We start from the raw sequence: 13,538 nt of genomic DNA, 5'->3' as shown, positions 1-13,538 counted from the left end.
ACACCAAGAATTAACCTGCCCTTCCTAGCATTCGCCCAGTCTACAACGGGTCGCTTGAAAGGGGGCAAGATCGATGGCAGCGTCGGAATCCAGTCCGCGACCGATCGTGATCGTCACCGGAGGAGGCCCGCATGTCTGGGCTATCGTCAATGCGATCGCCGACCGCATCGGTCCTGTCAGCGTCATTCTCGAAACCCCTGAATCCAAAAAACAATTGCTGATTGGCCGTGCTCGCCGCCAAGGCTGGCTACAGGCCATCGGTCAGCTCGGAACGATGGTGCTGACCAGGCTTGGCAAGCTGCTCCTCGCCGGCCATGCCAGGCGGCTGATAGCCGAGGAGAAGCTCGATATCGAGCCGCGACAGGACCAAGCAATCATCCATGTTGCTTCCGCCAACAGCCCGGAGTGTCTCAAGGCGATCGAAAAGATCCAGCCTGGCGTTGTGCTGCTTAACGGCTGCAGGCTCCTGTCGAAGGACATATTGGCCCGGATGCCCTGCCCGGTGATCAACTATCACGCCGGAATCACGCCCAAATACCGCGGCATGAATGGCGGCTACTGGGCGCTGATATCGGGCGATCCGCAGAATTTCGGCACCACCGTGCATCTGGTCGATGCCGGCGTCGACACGGGTGCCGTGCTGAAACAGGCGCGCGGCCAGCCGAAACCGGGCGACAGCATCACGAGCTACGCATTGCGGCAGGCGGCATTCTCGCGCGACATCTGCGTCGAGGCCGTCCGGGATGTGCTGGCGGGAAAGCTCGCTGCCGTCGATCCGGGCCTGCCGTCCCGGCAATGGTATCACCCGACGATCTGGTTCTATCTCTGGACCGGACTACGTCGCGGCATTTGGTGAGGCTGCATTGGTGAGGCTGGCAGCCGGAGCTTCCGTATGCTATTGTCATACAGGAAGCGAAAGGAAATCCGATGTCCAACATGGGACCGGTCAGCGTGCGTGTCACCTCCGACGAGCGTGATATTCTTGAAGCAGCCGCCAAACAGACTCACACCAATCTCAGCGATTTTATTCGGCGAAAAGCCGTGGAAGCCGCCGAAATGGAGGTGCTGAGCGGGCGCGTGGTGGCGATCCCCGCGATCGACTGGGAAAAGTTCGAGGAATGGGCGAAGTCGCCGCCGAAGCATCTTCCGGCGCTCCGCAGGCTCGCCACGTCAGAGCCTGTATGGAAGGATTGACGCCGCCCCGGCCACTGGCCGCCGCCGACGACAGGGATGCTTTTGATTGCGACCGCGAGTCCCTCAACAACTGGCTTCGCCGCTATGCCTTGCGCAATCAGCAAGATGGGATATCGCGCACGAGTGTCGTATGCGATGCGAACGGCGATATTGCCGCTTATGTTGCTTTAAGCGCCGGTCAAATCGAGCGCGCATATTTGCCAAAACCGGCACAACGCAACCGGCCCGATCCCATTCCCGTCATATTGCTTGGCCAACTTGCCGTCGATCGCAAATATCAAGGGCGCGGCTGTGGGCGCTCGCTGCTCTGGTTCGCGCTCAGGACAGCCGTTCGCTTCTCGAGCGAGATCGGTTGCTTCGGCGTGCTCACGCACCCACTTGATGAAGGCGTGAGAGCCTTTTACCGCAGCTTCGATTTTCAGGATCTCCCATTCGATCCAAAACGGAGCATGATCGTCCGCATCGCCGATTTGAGGCAAAACGGCTTCGACGAAGGATGAAACCACAGGTCAAAAGAATCGAAGATTTTCGCCTTTCATTTTGCGACATTCAAATGCGTCGCTTTTGAATGCGCGCGCGTCGTCCCATAACAAGCGGCTTCACGGCGCATGCGGCAATGCTCGAAACTTGGAGGAGCGAGAATTCATGGCCGATCTTATCGTCGTCTACTGGCGCGACATCCCTGCGCAGGTCATCGTCAGGAAAGGCCGGCAGAACGCCAAGCGCGAACTGCCGCTGCGCTTCACCGAGGCGATCGACATGTGCGCCATGCGCACCGGTGCCGGCGGCACCGACGACTATCTCGCCGAATGGCGCAAGGCCGATCCGGTTCCGGTCGGCGACGATCTCGAAGCCGAGGTCGAAAAGGCATTCCAGGATATCGACACGAAATATGACCGCGAGCGGCTGATCGCTCTCGTCAAGGCGGGCGGCAAAGAAAATGTCTGAAACTATTCCGGCCAAGGATAGCCCAGCGGTCACCCAGCCGGTTACCCAGGCCACGCTGGTCAAGAAGGCGGCGCCGAAATCCGACTACAAGCCGGCCGACGTGTCGCCGCAGCGGCGCGTGCAGCGCACCTTCGCGGTCAGGCTGTGGTCGATCAGGCACTCGCGCCTGCTCGAATGGTTCTACGCCCGTTTCGCCGACACCTTCCTGCTGCTGCATCCCTTGTGGAAGGGCATCGGCTATGGCCGCGTCGAGGCGCCGGTGAAGTTCGTCGAGAAGCGCGTCAAGGGCTTCATGTTCGACTGCCGCATGTGCGGCCAGTGCATATTGTCCTCGACCGGCATGTCATGCCCGATGAACTGCCCCAAGCAACTGCGCAACGGCCCCTGCGGCGGCGTGCGCGCCAACGGCAATTGCGAGGTCGAGCCCGATATGCCTTGCGTCTGGGTCAAGGCCTGGGAAGGCTCGCAGAACATGGTGCACGGCGACAGGATCCTGGCCGTGCAAAAACCGGTCGATCAGTCGCTGCGCGAAACCTCCGCCTGGCTGCGCGTCACCGCGCAGGCGGCAGCCGCCCGCGAAGCGGCGGCCAATGCCAAGACCGGAGCCGCGGCATGAGCGCCCGCCAGCTTGACGAGAACCCGGCCGGCATTCATCTGCCGCTCGATCCCTTGCCCGGCCATACCTCGCGCGGCCGGCTCGAGCGCGTGCTGCGGCGTGGTGAATTCGCCGTCACCACCGAACTCAACCCACCCGACAGCGCCGACCCCGAGGATGTCTACAACAGGGCGAAGATCTTCGACGGCTGGGTCGACGCCATTAACGCCGTCGATGCGTCGGGCGCCAACTGCCACATGTCCTCGGTCGGCATCTGTGCGCTGCTCACCCGCATGGGCTATGCACCGATCATGCAGATCGCCTGCCGCGACAGGAACCGCATCGCCATCCAGGGCGATGTTCTGGGCGGCGCGGCAATGGGTGTTGCCAACATGCTGTGCCTGACCGGCGACGGCGTCCAGGCCGGCGACCAGCCCGGCGCCAAGCCGGTATTCGACCTCGATTCCATGTCGCTGCTGGAGACCATCCGCATCATGCGCGACAACGGCAAGTTCCTGTCGGGCCGCAAGCTCACCACACCGCCGCAGCTGTTCCTCGGCGCCGCCGTCAATCCATTCGCGCCGCCCTTCGACTTCCGCCCGATCCACCTCGGCAAGAAGATCGCCGCCGGCGCGCAGTTCATCCAGACGCAGTACTGTTTCGACGTGCCGATGTTCAAAACCTTCATGCAGAAGGCACGCGATCTCGGCCACACCGAAAAGGTGTTCGTCCTGTGTGGCGTGGGCCCGCTCGCCTCGGCCAAGACCGCCAAGTGGATCCGCTCCAACGTGCCCGGCATCCATATCCCGGACGCCATCGTCAAGCGGCTGGAAGGCGCCCAGGACCAGAAGAAGGAAGGCAAGCAGCTCTGCATCGACATCATCAACGAGGTGAAGGAAATCCCCGGCGTCTCGGGCATCCATGTGATGGCCTACCGCCAGGAGGAATATGTCGCCGAGATCGTCGATGAATCGGGCGTGCTCAAGGGCCGCCAACCCTGGAAACGTGAGATCCGTCGCGATGACCAGATGGTCGCCGACCGGCTCGACCACATATTGCACGACGAGATTACCGAAACTCAGGTGGACATGGTGAAGACCGCGCATTGACCGGCGCGGCGAGCCATCATTCACTTGATCGACAAGAGATAACGATATAAAGAACTCTTTATATCACGAGGAGAGATTTCATGACCCGGACCATCGTCGCCTCGGCGACACGAGAGATCATCATCGGCTTCGACCAGCCCTTCTGCGTGATCGGCGAACGCATCAACCCGACCGGTCGCAAGAAGTTGGCCGCAGAGATGATCGCCGGCAATTTCGAGACCGTCATCAAGGATGCGCTGGAACAGGCGGCCTGCGGCGCCACCATGCTCGACGTCAATGCAGGCGTCACCTCGGTCAACCCGAATGAAACCGAACCCGGCCTCTTGGTGCAGACGCTGGAGATCGTGCAGGGCCTGGTCGACCTGCCGCTGTCGATCGACAGTTCGGTCACCGCCGCGATCGAGGCGGCGCTGAAGGTCGCCAAGGGCCGCCCGCTGGTCAACTCCGTCACCGGCGAGGAGGAGAAGCTCGAAGCCATCCTGCCGCTGGTCAAGAAGTACAATGTGCCGGTCGTTGCGATCTCCAATGACGAGACCGGCATTTCGATGGATCCGGACGTGCGTTTCGCCGTCGCCAAGAAGATCGTGCAGCGCTGCGCCGATTTCGGCATTCCGGCGTATGACGTGGTCGTCGATCCGCTGGTCATGCCCATCGGCGCACTGGGCGATGCCGGCCGCCAGGTGTTTGCCTTGCTGCGGCGCTTGCGCGAAGAGCTCAAGGTCAACACCACCTGCGGCCTGTCCAACATCTCCTTCGGCCTGCCGCATCGCCATGGCATCAATGCCGCCTTCATCCCGATGGTCATCGGCGCCGGCATGACATCGGCCATCATGAACCCGGTGCGTCCGCAGGAGATGGAAGCCGTGCGCGGCGCCAACGTGCTGAACGGCACCGACGAGAACTGCACCAACTGGATCAGGACCTACAAGGACTACAAGCCGGCCGAAGGCGGCCACGCGGTCGCGGCACCTACCGCTGTCAACGCGCCCGGTGAAGGCGGCGGCAATGGTGGTCGCCGTCGCGGCGGCCGTGAAGCCCGGATGGCTCGAGGATAAAGCGTAATCGTGAATTCACCTGCCAACATAACCGATCCACTCGTGCTGTTCATGCCGTCGGGCAAGCGCGGACGGTTTCCTGTCGGCACGCCGGTTCTGGACGCGGCGCGCCAGCTCGGCGTCTACGTCGAAAGTGTCTGCGGCGGACGCGCCACCTGCGGACGCTGCCAGGTCGAAGTGCAGGAAGGCAATTTCGCCAAGCACAAGATCGTCTCCTCCAACGACCACATCTCGCCCAAGGGTCCCAAGGAAGAGCGTTACGAACGCGTGCGCGGGCTGCCCGAACGGCGCCGCCTCTCCTGCTCGACCCAGATCCTCGGCGACCTCGTCATCGACGTGCCGCAGGATACGGTCATCAACGCCCAGACCATCCGCAAGGACGCCGACACCAGGGTGATCGCCCGCGATGCGGCGATCCGCATGTGCTATGTCGAGATCGAAGAGCCCGACATGCACAATCCATCAGGCGATCTCGACCGCCTCAAGATCGCGCTGATGAAGGACTGGAATCTCAAGAGCCTCGACTTCGATTTTCATCTTCTGCCTCAGGTGCAGGGCATTCTCCGCAAGGGCAACTGGACCGCGACCGCCGCAATCTACAAGGATGCCGACTCGGAGACCGCGCGCGTCATCGCTTTGTGGCCGGGCCTGAAGAACGAGGCCTATGGGTTGGCCTGCGATATCGGCTCGACCACCATCGCCATGCATCTGGTGTCGCTGCTGTCCGGCCGCGTCGCCGCCTCGTCCGGCACCTCGAACCCGCAGATCCGCTTCGGCGAGGATCTGATGAGCCGCGTCTCCTATGTGATGATGAACCCGGATGGCCGCGAAGGCATGACGGTCGCCGTGCGCGAGGCGATCTCCGGTCTCGTCGACAAGGTCTGCGCCGAAGGCAATGTCCAGCGCAACGACATTCTGGATTCCGTCTTCGTCGGCAATCCGATCATGCACCATTTGTTTCTCGGTATCGATCCGACGGAACTCGGCGGCGCGCCCTTCGCGCTGGCGGTCTCGGGCGCGGTGCACATCAAGGCGTCCGACATCGGCCTGAAGCTCAACCAAGGCGCGCGGCTCTACATGCTGCCTTGCATCGCCGGCCATGTCGGCGCCGATGCGGCGGCCGTCACGCTGTCGGAAGGTCCGCACCGCCAGGACGAGATGATGCTGATCGTCGACGTCGGCACCAACGCCGAGATCGTGCTCGGCAATCGCAAGCGCGTCGTGGCGGCCTCCTCGCCCACCGGCCCGGCCTTCGAGGGCGCGGAAATCTCCGGCGGCCAGCGCGCCGCGCCCGGCGCCATCGAGCGCGTGCGCATCGACCCGGACACGCTGGAGCCGAAATACCGCGTCATCGGATCGGAGCTTTGGTCCGACGAGCCGGGCTTCATCGACAGCGTGCAGGCGACCGGTGTCACCGGCATTTGCGGCTCCGGCATCATCGAGGTGGTGGCTGAGATGTATCTCGCCGGCATCATCTCGGAAGACGGCGTCGTCGACGGATCGCTCGGCATGCGCTCGCCGCGGGTCGTCGCCAACGGCCGCACCTTCTCCTATGTGCTGAAGGAAGGCTCCGCCGCATTGAAGGAAGATGGGCCGAAGATCACCATCACCCAGACCGACGTGCGCGCCATCCAGCTCGCCAAGGCAGCGCTCTATGCCGGCACCAAGCTTTTGATGGAAAAGCAGAATACGGAGCATGTCGACCGGATCCATTTCGCCGGCGCCTTCGGCTCCTTCATCGATCCGAAATACGCCATGGTGCTGGGCCTGATCCCCGATTGCGACCTCGACAAGGTTTCGGCCGTCGGCAATGCCGCCGGCGCCGGCGCCCGCATGGCGCTGCTCAACCGCGGCTATCGCCGCGAGATCGAGGACACGGTCAGCAAGATCGAAAAGATCGAGACGGCGCTGGAGCCGAAATTCCAGGAGCATTTCGTTTACGCCATGGCGCTGCCCAACAAGGTCGATCCGTTCCCGAAACTATCGGCGGCGGTAAAACTGCCGCCACGCAAGACCGTCAGCGAGGACGGTGTCGCCGGCGACGCGGCACCACGCCGGCGTTCGCGCGAAGGCCATGCCGCCCGCCGCGGCCGGGGATAGCAAGGATCCAGATGCGCGTCATCTGATGCCGTGTTTTCCACCAATGCATCGTCCTGCCTGGCGCTTCACCACGTCACCATACTGGGAGAAGGTGCCAGGAGGCGGATGAGCGACAGCCCTGCCGTCTGTCTAATTTCATTTGCATGCAAATGTTTCCGGATCGCCCGATCCAGAAACCAAAACGCTGGTTTCGTGAAATCGGCCAGATACATGGCAGGCGCATTCAACCGACATTGAACGGCGGGCAGAAATCTGCCGCCATAAGCGCTCCAAGGGAGAGATCAATGTCGATGTTCGAAAGCCTCGGCCGCTACGGTGCGGCCATCAAGATTGCCCATGACCGGAGAAAGTCGATCCGGGCGTTGAACAGCCTGCCGGCGCATGTCCAGAAGGACATCGGCTGGCCGGCATCGCCGCCGAACGATCCACAGGCAGCGCTTGCCTCGCTGCTTCTGGGCACGGGGCGCTGATGACATTCGCCGACAAATGCAAGCTGCTCACCAGACGCCGGGCCCCGCATGCGGGCTCGGCGAGGGGCAGCAGCCGATTGCGCGTAGCACTTCTGCCGCGGCGCTGACCAGCCTCAGGGCATTGCGGAGCGGTTGACGCTTTAGGCGGGCCTAAATCTTGACATTTCGAACCGGGGCACGATCTTCGTAGAAGTGGAGGTACTCTTAGTCGGCTCCAGCCGAAGTTCGTGTATCCGCATGCCAAGTTTTAAAAGCCACCTCGTGTCCTTGGTGCTCAGGTATAGCCGCAAGAAGGCATTTGCCAGCCCGGAAAACCTGCAGCGCTGGATCGCTGCCGCGCGCAAGACCGAGGACCACCGCCCACCGGCCTCGCTCAACCAGCGCTTCGCCATCGAAACGCGCACCGTCGATGGCTTTCCGGTCTACGAAATCGCTCCCAGGGCCGGTGAGCGGAGGCGGATTCTCTATTTGCATGGCGGCGCCTATGTCTTCGAGATCACGCCCTACCACTGGCACCTGATTGCCGACATGGCCGACCGATTGGGCTATGCCGTTACGGTGCCGATCTATCCCATCGCTCCCGAATATGATTTCCACGCCATGTTCGGCATGGTCGGCAAGATCTACCGCCAGATGCTCGATGACACGGAAGCCGAGGACATCATCTTCATGGGCGATTCCGCTGGCGGCAACATGGCCGTGGTGCTGACCATGATGGCTGCCGAAGAGGGCCTGCCCTTGCCGTCGCACCATGTGCTGATTTCACCGGGCCTCGACGTTTCGCTGGCGAACCCAGCGGTGTTCGAGGCCGAACGCGACGATCCCTGGCTGGGCATTGCCGGCGGACGCGAGGCGATCCGGCTCTACAGCGCCGGAATGGATCCATCCGACTGGCACATCAGCCCTGTCTACGGCGACCTGTCGGTGCTGCCGAAAACGCTGCTTTTGACCGGCTCTCGCGATCTGCTCACCCCCGACAATCTGATCTTTGCGCAAAAGGCGCGTGACGCCGGCGTCGAGGTGGAGTTGGTCCATGAGGAAGGCATGTTCCACGTCTGGCCGCTGATCGACATGCCGGAATCGCGACGTGCACGCGAGCGCATCGTGGCGTTCCTTGGCGAGGGCCACTCGCCGGTCGGCGCGGACAAGAGCCTCGAAGCGCCCTCCGCCGAAGCGGCGCAGTAGCGCTTCGATTTCAGGTCCGGATCAGAACTTGCCGGTTTCCCGGAACAGTTCGAAGGTGGCGCGGATGTGGTCGGCGACGGCCTTGACCGGCGCGCTGGCGTCCGGCGCCACCACCATGGCAAGGTTGTAGGTGCCGATGTCGGGCATGCCGTCCTTCGGGCAGAGCTCGACCATGTCGTTGCCGAGGAAGGATTTCGGCAGCGGCGCCACGGCGAGATCGGACATGATCGCCGCGCGCTGGCCGGCGGTATGCGCGCTCATATAGGCGATACGGTAGTTGCGGCCCTCGCGGCCTAGCGCTTCGAGCGCCCCGGCACGCCAGGCGCAGCCCTCTTCCCACAGCGACACCGGCAAGGGCTCGCGCATATGCGCGCAGCCGCCCTTGGCGCCGGCCCAGACGATCGGCTCGGTCAACAGTACTTCGGCCCCGAGCGCGCTGGTCTTGTAGGAGTTGGTCAGCAGCGTGATGTCGAGTGCCCGGTCGTCCATGCGCCGGCGCAAATTGCTGCTCTGGTCGATGGTGACGTCGACGGCGATCGACGGATGCGATTGCGCGAAACGCTTCAGCACATGCGGCAGCACGCGCTCGCCATAGTCATCCGGCGAGCCGAGCCGCACGACGCCGACAATGTCGGGAATGATGAACTTCGACACCACCTCACGGTTGATCGACAACAGGCGCCGGGCATAGCCGAGCAGCATTTCGCCATCCGTGGTCAATGTCACCGAACGGGCGTCGCGCGCGAACACGGAGCGGCCGAGAATGTCCTCCAGCTTCTTGATCTGCATGGAAACAGCCGACGGCGTGCGGAACACCGCATTGGCGGCAGTGGTGAAGCTGCCGGTTTCGGCAATCGCCACGAAAGTACGCAAAACGTCGAGATCAAGCAGCGGCAACGGATGATTGAGTGGAGCGTTCATGGCAATCGGCCTTCAATTTTTCTGATACAAAGCATCATTCCATTTCGTTTGATTGAACATCAGATTGGGAGGATAGTCAACTCCATCGAGGCAGGCGTGCCGAAAGTGACCACGAAACGACCACGACACAGACCTGCGATCGACAAGTAGTGAAGCTGAAACAGACCCGACGTAACCCAATTGCCGCATTTGCCGGCATCCAAGGAGAGAGAAGATGTCTATCCTGTCGTCCCTCGGCCGCATCGCGACCGAATTCAGCGCGGCCCGCACCCGCTACCAGACCGAACGCGCCATCCGTTCCCTGCCGATCGAGCTGCAGAAGGATATCGGCTGGCCTGAAGTTTCCGACGCCAAGATCGGTACCCGCAATGGCGTTGGATCCTGGGCTGGAGCAAAGTAGATCGTGTGTACCAAACGCTGAAGGCCTGCCGCGCAAAAACCGCCCGGCAGGCCTTCTCTATTTTATCTGCATGCAAACGACATTCAGAGCTATGTTCCTGCTGCATGACGCATATGAGCAAGTCGCATAGCGCTCAAATTTTGACCTAAGGCGCTGTAAACAACTGTAAATTTAGAGCAGCTTGCCCAATTTTGTCGCATTCGGTGTCGCTTTTCATATCAAGCGCTTCGCATTTGCGATTTAGTTCCTTCTCACACAAGCCTATATCACCGGCAGCAAACGAGCTGCCCCACTCCATCAAGCGAAGGCGACCCGTCTGAGCAACAAATGGAGATGATTTATGAAGCTTTTTGCACGCCTCTTTGCCCGCCGCGAAATGAACCTGACGACCGCTCTCGAGCGTCAGCGCCTTGCCAACACCATGCCCGGCCAGACCGGCGCCATGGCTGCGGCTCGCCTCGGCTTCGTCGCCTGAAGATTTTTTCCGGGCAGCGCTCCCTGCCGCTGCTTCAAAACTGCAACGCCGCCCGGCTCAGCCAAGGCGGCGTTTTGTTTTGCCGCCACGCGTTTTGCCCGTTCGATGGACAAATGGAGGCCACGCCGCAAGCTTGCTGCTCGCCAATTGCCCATTTGCGACCCATGTCGCAAATTTAATCTCCTTCTGGCAGCATAGCCGATTGACAGGCATGGTTTTTCCTGATGTCGCTATGCTATTCGCGACATCCTGTTCGCGTCATGGCAGCGTGAGGTTCCGTTGAACGTCGTCGTAAAGCATCCGATCAAGCGATCGTTTGTGTTCTTCCTTATTCCCGACTTCACCATGATCGCTTTTGCGACCGCGCTAGACCCATTGCGCTCGGCCAACCGCATGCTTGGTTACGAGGCCTATTGCTGGCGCCTCGCCAGCATTGACGGCAAGCCGGTGCGTGCCTCTAACGGCGTCGAATGCGCGGTCAACACGTCGCTGGAGGAGGAGCGCAAGAAGATGGCCGGCCCAGACCGGCCGAACATGGCTATCGTGTGCAGCGGCATCAATGTCGAGCGCTACCAGAACAAGTCGGCCTTCGCCTGGCTGCGCGAGGAGTATAATCGCGGCGTTGCCGTCGGCGGCCTGTGCACCGGCGCGCACATCCTTGCCGCCGCCGGGCTCCTGTCCAACAAGCGTTGCGCCATACATTGGGAGAACCTGCCGGGCTTTTCCGAAGCGTTCCCGAAAGCCAATGTCTTCGCCGACCTCTTCGAGATCGACCAGAATGTCTATACATGCGCCGGTGGCACCGCGGCGCTCGACATGATGCTGAAACTGATCGGCGACGATTTCGACGAGAACCTCGTCAACCGTGTGTGCGAACAGGTGCTGACCGACCGCGTGCGCAGCCCGACCGACCGCCAGCGCCTGCCATTGCGGGCGCGCCTTGGCGTGCAGAACTCGAAAGTGCTGACCATCATCGAACTGATGGAAGGCAACCTGTCCGAGCCGCTCTCGCTGATCGAGATCGCCGATCATGTCGACCTGTCGCGCCGCCAGATCGAGCGGCTGTTCCGCACCGAGATGGGACGCTCCCCTGCCCGCTACTATCTGGAAATCCGGCTCGACCGCGCCAGGCACCTGCTGATCCAGTCGTCGATGCCGGTGGTCGAGGTGGCTGTCGCCTGCGGCTTCGTCTCGGCCTCGCACTTCTCCAAGTGCTACCGCGAGCTCTATGCCCGCTCGCCGCAACAGGAGCGCGTCGACCGCAAGCAGTTGCTGGCGGCGTAATTAGGTGTCACGTGAGTACGAGCACGACCCGATCCGAAAAACTGGCTGACCGGCGCAGCTTCCGTCTCGATGCGGAAAAATGGGCTGCGTTCATGGCCGCGCTGGATGCTCCGACGCGTGATCTCCCAAGCCTAAAGCGCCTGTTGAGCGAGCCGAGCATCTTTTCCGATCGCCATTCAGTGTGAGTCGATCTAACTACGCCTGCGCCGTGTGCATCGCTTCGACGCGGATATCTTCCGTGAGCCGCGCCTTCAGCGCCGAGAATTCCGGACTTGTCTTCAGCGTGTAATGGCGCGGGTGCGGCAGGTCGATGCCGACATCCGATTTGATGCGGCCGGGCCGCGCCGTCATCACGACCACCCGCGAGGCCATGAAGATCGCTTCCTCGATGTCGTGGGTGACGAACAGAACCGTCTTCTTGCGCCGTTCCCAAATGCCGAGCAAAAGCTCCTGCATCAGCCCGCGGGTCTGGTTGTCGAGGGCGCCGAATGGCTCGTCCAGCAACAGGATCTCGGGATCGTTGGCCAGCGCTCGCGCGATCGCCGTGCGCTGCTGCATGCCGCCGGAAAGCTGCTTCGGCCAGTGGTTCTCGAACCCCTTCAGCCCGACGAGATCGACATAGGAAGCCACGATTTCACCGCGTTCGCGCTCGGCCATGCCGCGTTCGCGCAGGCCGAAGGCGATATTCTCGGCGACCGTCAGCCACGGAAACAGCGTGTAGGACTGAAAGACCATGCCGCGGTCCGGCCCAGGCCGGGTCACCGGCCTGCCGTCGAGCAGCACGCGGCCTTCGCTCTGCGCCTCAAGGCCGGCGACGATTCTAAGCAATGTCGACTTCCCGCAACCGGATGGCCCCAGAATGGTGATGAAGTCGTTGGCCGCGACCGCCAGATCGATCGGCATCAGGGCGTTTACCGGCTGCCCGCCGCGCACGCCGGCGAAAGTCCGCGAAACGCCTTCGATGAGAAGCTTGCTCACGCCAGGCTCCAGGGAAAGAGCCAGCGGTTGAATGCCTTGAAGGCGAAATCGGATAAAAGCCCGATCAGCCCGATCACGATGATGCCGAAGATGATCTGCCCCGTGGCCAGCCGCGACTGGCTGTTGATGATCATGTAGCCGATGCCAGACGACGAGCCGATCAGCTCGGCGACGATGACATAGGTCCACGCCCAGCCGAGCACCAGCCGGAGCGTCTCGGCGATTTCGGGCGCATTGGCCGGCATGATCACCCGTTTGACGATGCCATTGCTGGTCGAGCCCAGCGTATAGGCGGCTTCGACCAGGTCGCGCCGCGTGGAACCCACCTTGACCGCGATGATCAGGATGATCTGGAACACCGAACCGACGAAGATGACGAGCAGTTTCTCCAGTTCGCCGATGCCCGCCCACAGGATGAGCAATGGAATGAAGGCCGAGGCCGGCAGGTAGCGGGCGAAGGAGACGAATGGCTCCAGAAACGCCTCCACCGGTTTCCAGGCGCCCATCGCGATGCCGAGCGGCACGGCGACCACGGACGCCAGCACGAAACCGCCGAAAACGCGCCAGATGGTGATCAAAATGTCGAGCCAGAAACGGTCTTCGACCAGCAACCGCCAGCCGTCGCGCAGCATCGACAGAGGATCGGCGAGGAAGATGCGGTTGACGTGGCCGCCGAGCGTGATCCACGCCCAGAAGGCGACGAACAGCACGAAGAAGGAGATGCCGAGCGCGGTTCGGATGCCCGGCGAGACTGGATGCAAGGGGCGCATCTTCAAATCGTCCCCATCTTCAAATCGTCTCTCGTCCAGGAGAAGGCAGCGGCA

The 13,538-nt window shown here is 62.1% G+C and carries 17 protein-coding genes; 14 read left to right on the top strand and 3 right to left on the bottom strand.

Features of this window, described 5'->3' with window-relative positions; all coding sequences use genetic code 11:
- Positions 1–73 precede the first annotated feature (73 nt).
- The 10 genes from NKJ26_RS22375 (at position 74) to NKJ26_RS22330 (ending at position 8,656) form a co-directional block, all read left to right on the top strand.
- Positions 74–856, top strand: coding sequence for a formyl transferase (locus NKJ26_RS22375; RefSeq protein ID WP_352697164.1), 783 nt, complete (start codon positions 74–76; stop codon positions 854–856).
- A gap of 80 nt (positions 857–936) precedes the next feature.
- Positions 937–1,194 (top strand): type II toxin-antitoxin system TacA family antitoxin, encoded by a 258-nt coding sequence (locus NKJ26_RS22370; RefSeq protein WP_352697162.1) that lies wholly within the window; start codon positions 937–939, stop codon positions 1,192–1,194.
- Positions 1,182–1,694, top strand: a complete 513-nt coding sequence (locus NKJ26_RS22365; protein ID WP_352697160.1) for a GNAT family N-acetyltransferase — start codon at positions 1,182–1,184, stop codon at positions 1,692–1,694. Before NKJ26_RS22370 ends, NKJ26_RS22365 begins: the two co-directional genes overlap by 13 nt.
- A 145-nt stretch (positions 1,695–1,839) precedes the next feature.
- The gene (locus tag NKJ26_RS22360; protein ID WP_027026056.1) at positions 1,840–2,142 is read left to right on the top strand and encodes a virulence factor; all 303 of its coding nucleotides are present in this window, start codon (positions 1,840–1,842) and stop codon (positions 2,140–2,142) included.
- A complete protein-coding gene (locus NKJ26_RS22355; protein ID WP_352697158.1) occupies positions 2,135–2,758 on the top strand; it encodes a methylenetetrahydrofolate reductase C-terminal domain-containing protein in 624 nt (207 codons plus the stop codon). The genes NKJ26_RS22360 and NKJ26_RS22355 overlap by 8 nt, the downstream gene beginning before the upstream one ends.
- A complete protein-coding gene (locus NKJ26_RS22350; RefSeq protein WP_352697156.1) occupies positions 2,755–3,846 on the top strand; it encodes a methylenetetrahydrofolate reductase in 1,092 nt (363 codons plus the stop codon). The genes NKJ26_RS22355 and NKJ26_RS22350 overlap by 4 nt, the downstream gene beginning before the upstream one ends.
- A gap of 80 nt (positions 3,847–3,926) precedes the next feature.
- Complete coding sequence (locus tag NKJ26_RS22345; RefSeq protein WP_352697154.1) at positions 3,927–4,901, top strand: methyltetrahydrofolate cobalamin methyltransferase; 975 nt, start codon at positions 3,927–3,929, stop codon at positions 4,899–4,901.
- Between the two features lie 9 nt (positions 4,902–4,910).
- Complete coding sequence (locus NKJ26_RS22340; RefSeq protein WP_502903171.1) at positions 4,911–7,001, top strand: ASKHA domain-containing protein; 2,091 nt, start codon at positions 4,911–4,913, stop codon at positions 6,999–7,001.
- 284 nt (positions 7,002–7,285) lie between these two features.
- Positions 7,286–7,471, top strand: a complete 186-nt coding sequence (locus tag NKJ26_RS22335; protein ID WP_352697152.1) for a hypothetical protein — start codon at positions 7,286–7,288, stop codon at positions 7,469–7,471.
- Between the two features lie 237 nt (positions 7,472–7,708).
- Positions 7,709–8,656 (top strand): alpha/beta hydrolase, encoded by a 948-nt coding sequence (locus NKJ26_RS22330; RefSeq protein ID WP_352697150.1) that lies wholly within the window; start codon positions 7,709–7,711, stop codon positions 8,654–8,656.
- 21 nt (positions 8,657–8,677) lie between these two features.
- On the opposite strand, the gene NKJ26_RS22325 is transcribed toward NKJ26_RS22330, so the two are convergent.
- Positions 8,678–9,577 carry a LysR substrate-binding domain-containing protein gene (locus tag NKJ26_RS22325; protein WP_352597944.1) on the bottom strand — a complete coding sequence of 300 codons (900 nt, stop codon included), beginning with the start codon at positions 9,575–9,577 and terminating at the stop codon, positions 8,678–8,680.
- A 214-nt stretch (positions 9,578–9,791) separates the two neighbouring features.
- Here NKJ26_RS22325 and NKJ26_RS22320 point away from each other — a divergent pair, with 214 nt between their 5' ends.
- From NKJ26_RS22320 to NKJ26_RS22305, 4 genes are all read left to right on the top strand, one after another.
- A complete protein-coding gene (locus NKJ26_RS22320; RefSeq protein WP_352597943.1) occupies positions 9,792–9,977 on the top strand; it encodes a hypothetical protein in 186 nt (61 codons plus the stop codon).
- A gap of 340 nt (positions 9,978–10,317) precedes the next feature.
- On the top strand, positions 10,318–10,452 hold the full coding sequence (locus NKJ26_RS22315; protein WP_013894968.1) for a hypothetical protein: 135 nt from the start codon (positions 10,318–10,320) through the stop codon (positions 10,450–10,452).
- Between the two features lie 345 nt (positions 10,453–10,797).
- A complete protein-coding gene (locus NKJ26_RS22310) occupies positions 10,798–11,736 on the top strand; it encodes a GlxA family transcriptional regulator (protein ID WP_352598054.1) in 939 nt (312 codons plus the stop codon).
- Positions 11,664–11,921: a type II toxin-antitoxin system TacA family antitoxin gene (locus tag NKJ26_RS22305; RefSeq protein WP_352597942.1), complete on the top strand. Its 258-nt coding sequence runs from the start codon at positions 11,664–11,666 to the stop codon at positions 11,919–11,921. Before NKJ26_RS22310 ends, NKJ26_RS22305 begins: the two co-directional genes overlap by 73 nt.
- A 10-nt stretch (positions 11,922–11,931) precedes the next feature.
- Here NKJ26_RS22305 and NKJ26_RS22300 read toward each other — a convergent pair whose 3' ends face one another.
- Together NKJ26_RS22300 and NKJ26_RS22295 are read right to left on the bottom strand one after the other, a co-directional pair.
- Entirely contained in the window at positions 11,932–12,714 is a 783-nt protein-coding gene (locus NKJ26_RS22300; RefSeq protein ID WP_352597941.1) for an ABC transporter ATP-binding protein, read from the bottom strand.
- Entirely contained in the window at positions 12,711–13,484 is a 774-nt protein-coding gene (locus NKJ26_RS22295; protein ID WP_027026045.1) for an ABC transporter permease, read from the bottom strand. The genes NKJ26_RS22300 and NKJ26_RS22295 overlap by 4 nt, the downstream gene beginning before the upstream one ends.
- Positions 13,485–13,538: the final 54 nt, after the last annotated feature.

The organism is Mesorhizobium sp. M0152, assembly GCF_040322415.1.
GTDB lineage: Bacteria > Pseudomonadota > Alphaproteobacteria > Rhizobiales > Rhizobiaceae > Mesorhizobium.
The sequence above is the reverse complement of the archived record's forward strand: the minus strand, read 5'-3'. Positions and strand labels throughout refer to the sequence as shown.

Coding starts and splice junctions, on each gene's coding strand:
- NKJ26_RS22320 (WP_352597943.1), top strand. CDS start 9,792: ATGTCTATCCTGTCGTCCCTCGGCCGCATCGCGACCGAATTCAGCGCG.
- NKJ26_RS22355 (WP_352697158.1), top strand. CDS start 2,135: ATGTCTGAAACTATTCCGGCCAAGGATAGCCCAGCGGTCACCCAGCCG.
- NKJ26_RS22335 (WP_352697152.1), top strand. CDS start 7,286: ATGTCGATGTTCGAAAGCCTCGGCCGCTACGGTGCGGCCATCAAGATT.
- NKJ26_RS22345 (WP_352697154.1), top strand. CDS start 3,927: ATGACCCGGACCATCGTCGCCTCGGCGACACGAGAGATCATCATCGGC.
- NKJ26_RS22325 (WP_352597944.1), bottom strand. CDS start 9,577: ATGAACGCTCCACTCAATCATCCGTTGCCGCTGCTTGATCTCGACGTT.
- NKJ26_RS22350 (WP_352697156.1), top strand. CDS start 2,755: ATGAGCGCCCGCCAGCTTGACGAGAACCCGGCCGGCATTCATCTGCCG.
- NKJ26_RS22330 (WP_352697150.1), top strand. CDS start 7,709: ATGCCAAGTTTTAAAAGCCACCTCGTGTCCTTGGTGCTCAGGTATAGC.
- NKJ26_RS22375 (WP_352697164.1), top strand. CDS start 74: ATGGCAGCGTCGGAATCCAGTCCGCGACCGATCGTGATCGTCACCGGA.
- NKJ26_RS22370 (WP_352697162.1), top strand. CDS start 937: ATGGGACCGGTCAGCGTGCGTGTCACCTCCGACGAGCGTGATATTCTT.
- NKJ26_RS22365 (WP_352697160.1), top strand. CDS start 1,182: ATGGAAGGATTGACGCCGCCCCGGCCACTGGCCGCCGCCGACGACAGG.
- NKJ26_RS22295 (WP_027026045.1), bottom strand. CDS start 13,484: ATGCGCCCCTTGCATCCAGTCTCGCCGGGCATCCGAACCGCGCTCGGC.
- NKJ26_RS22310 (WP_352598054.1), top strand. CDS start 10,798: ATGATCGCTTTTGCGACCGCGCTAGACCCATTGCGCTCGGCCAACCGC.
- NKJ26_RS22315 (WP_013894968.1), top strand. CDS start 10,318: ATGAAGCTTTTTGCACGCCTCTTTGCCCGCCGCGAAATGAACCTGACG.
- NKJ26_RS22360 (WP_027026056.1), top strand. CDS start 1,840: ATGGCCGATCTTATCGTCGTCTACTGGCGCGACATCCCTGCGCAGGTC.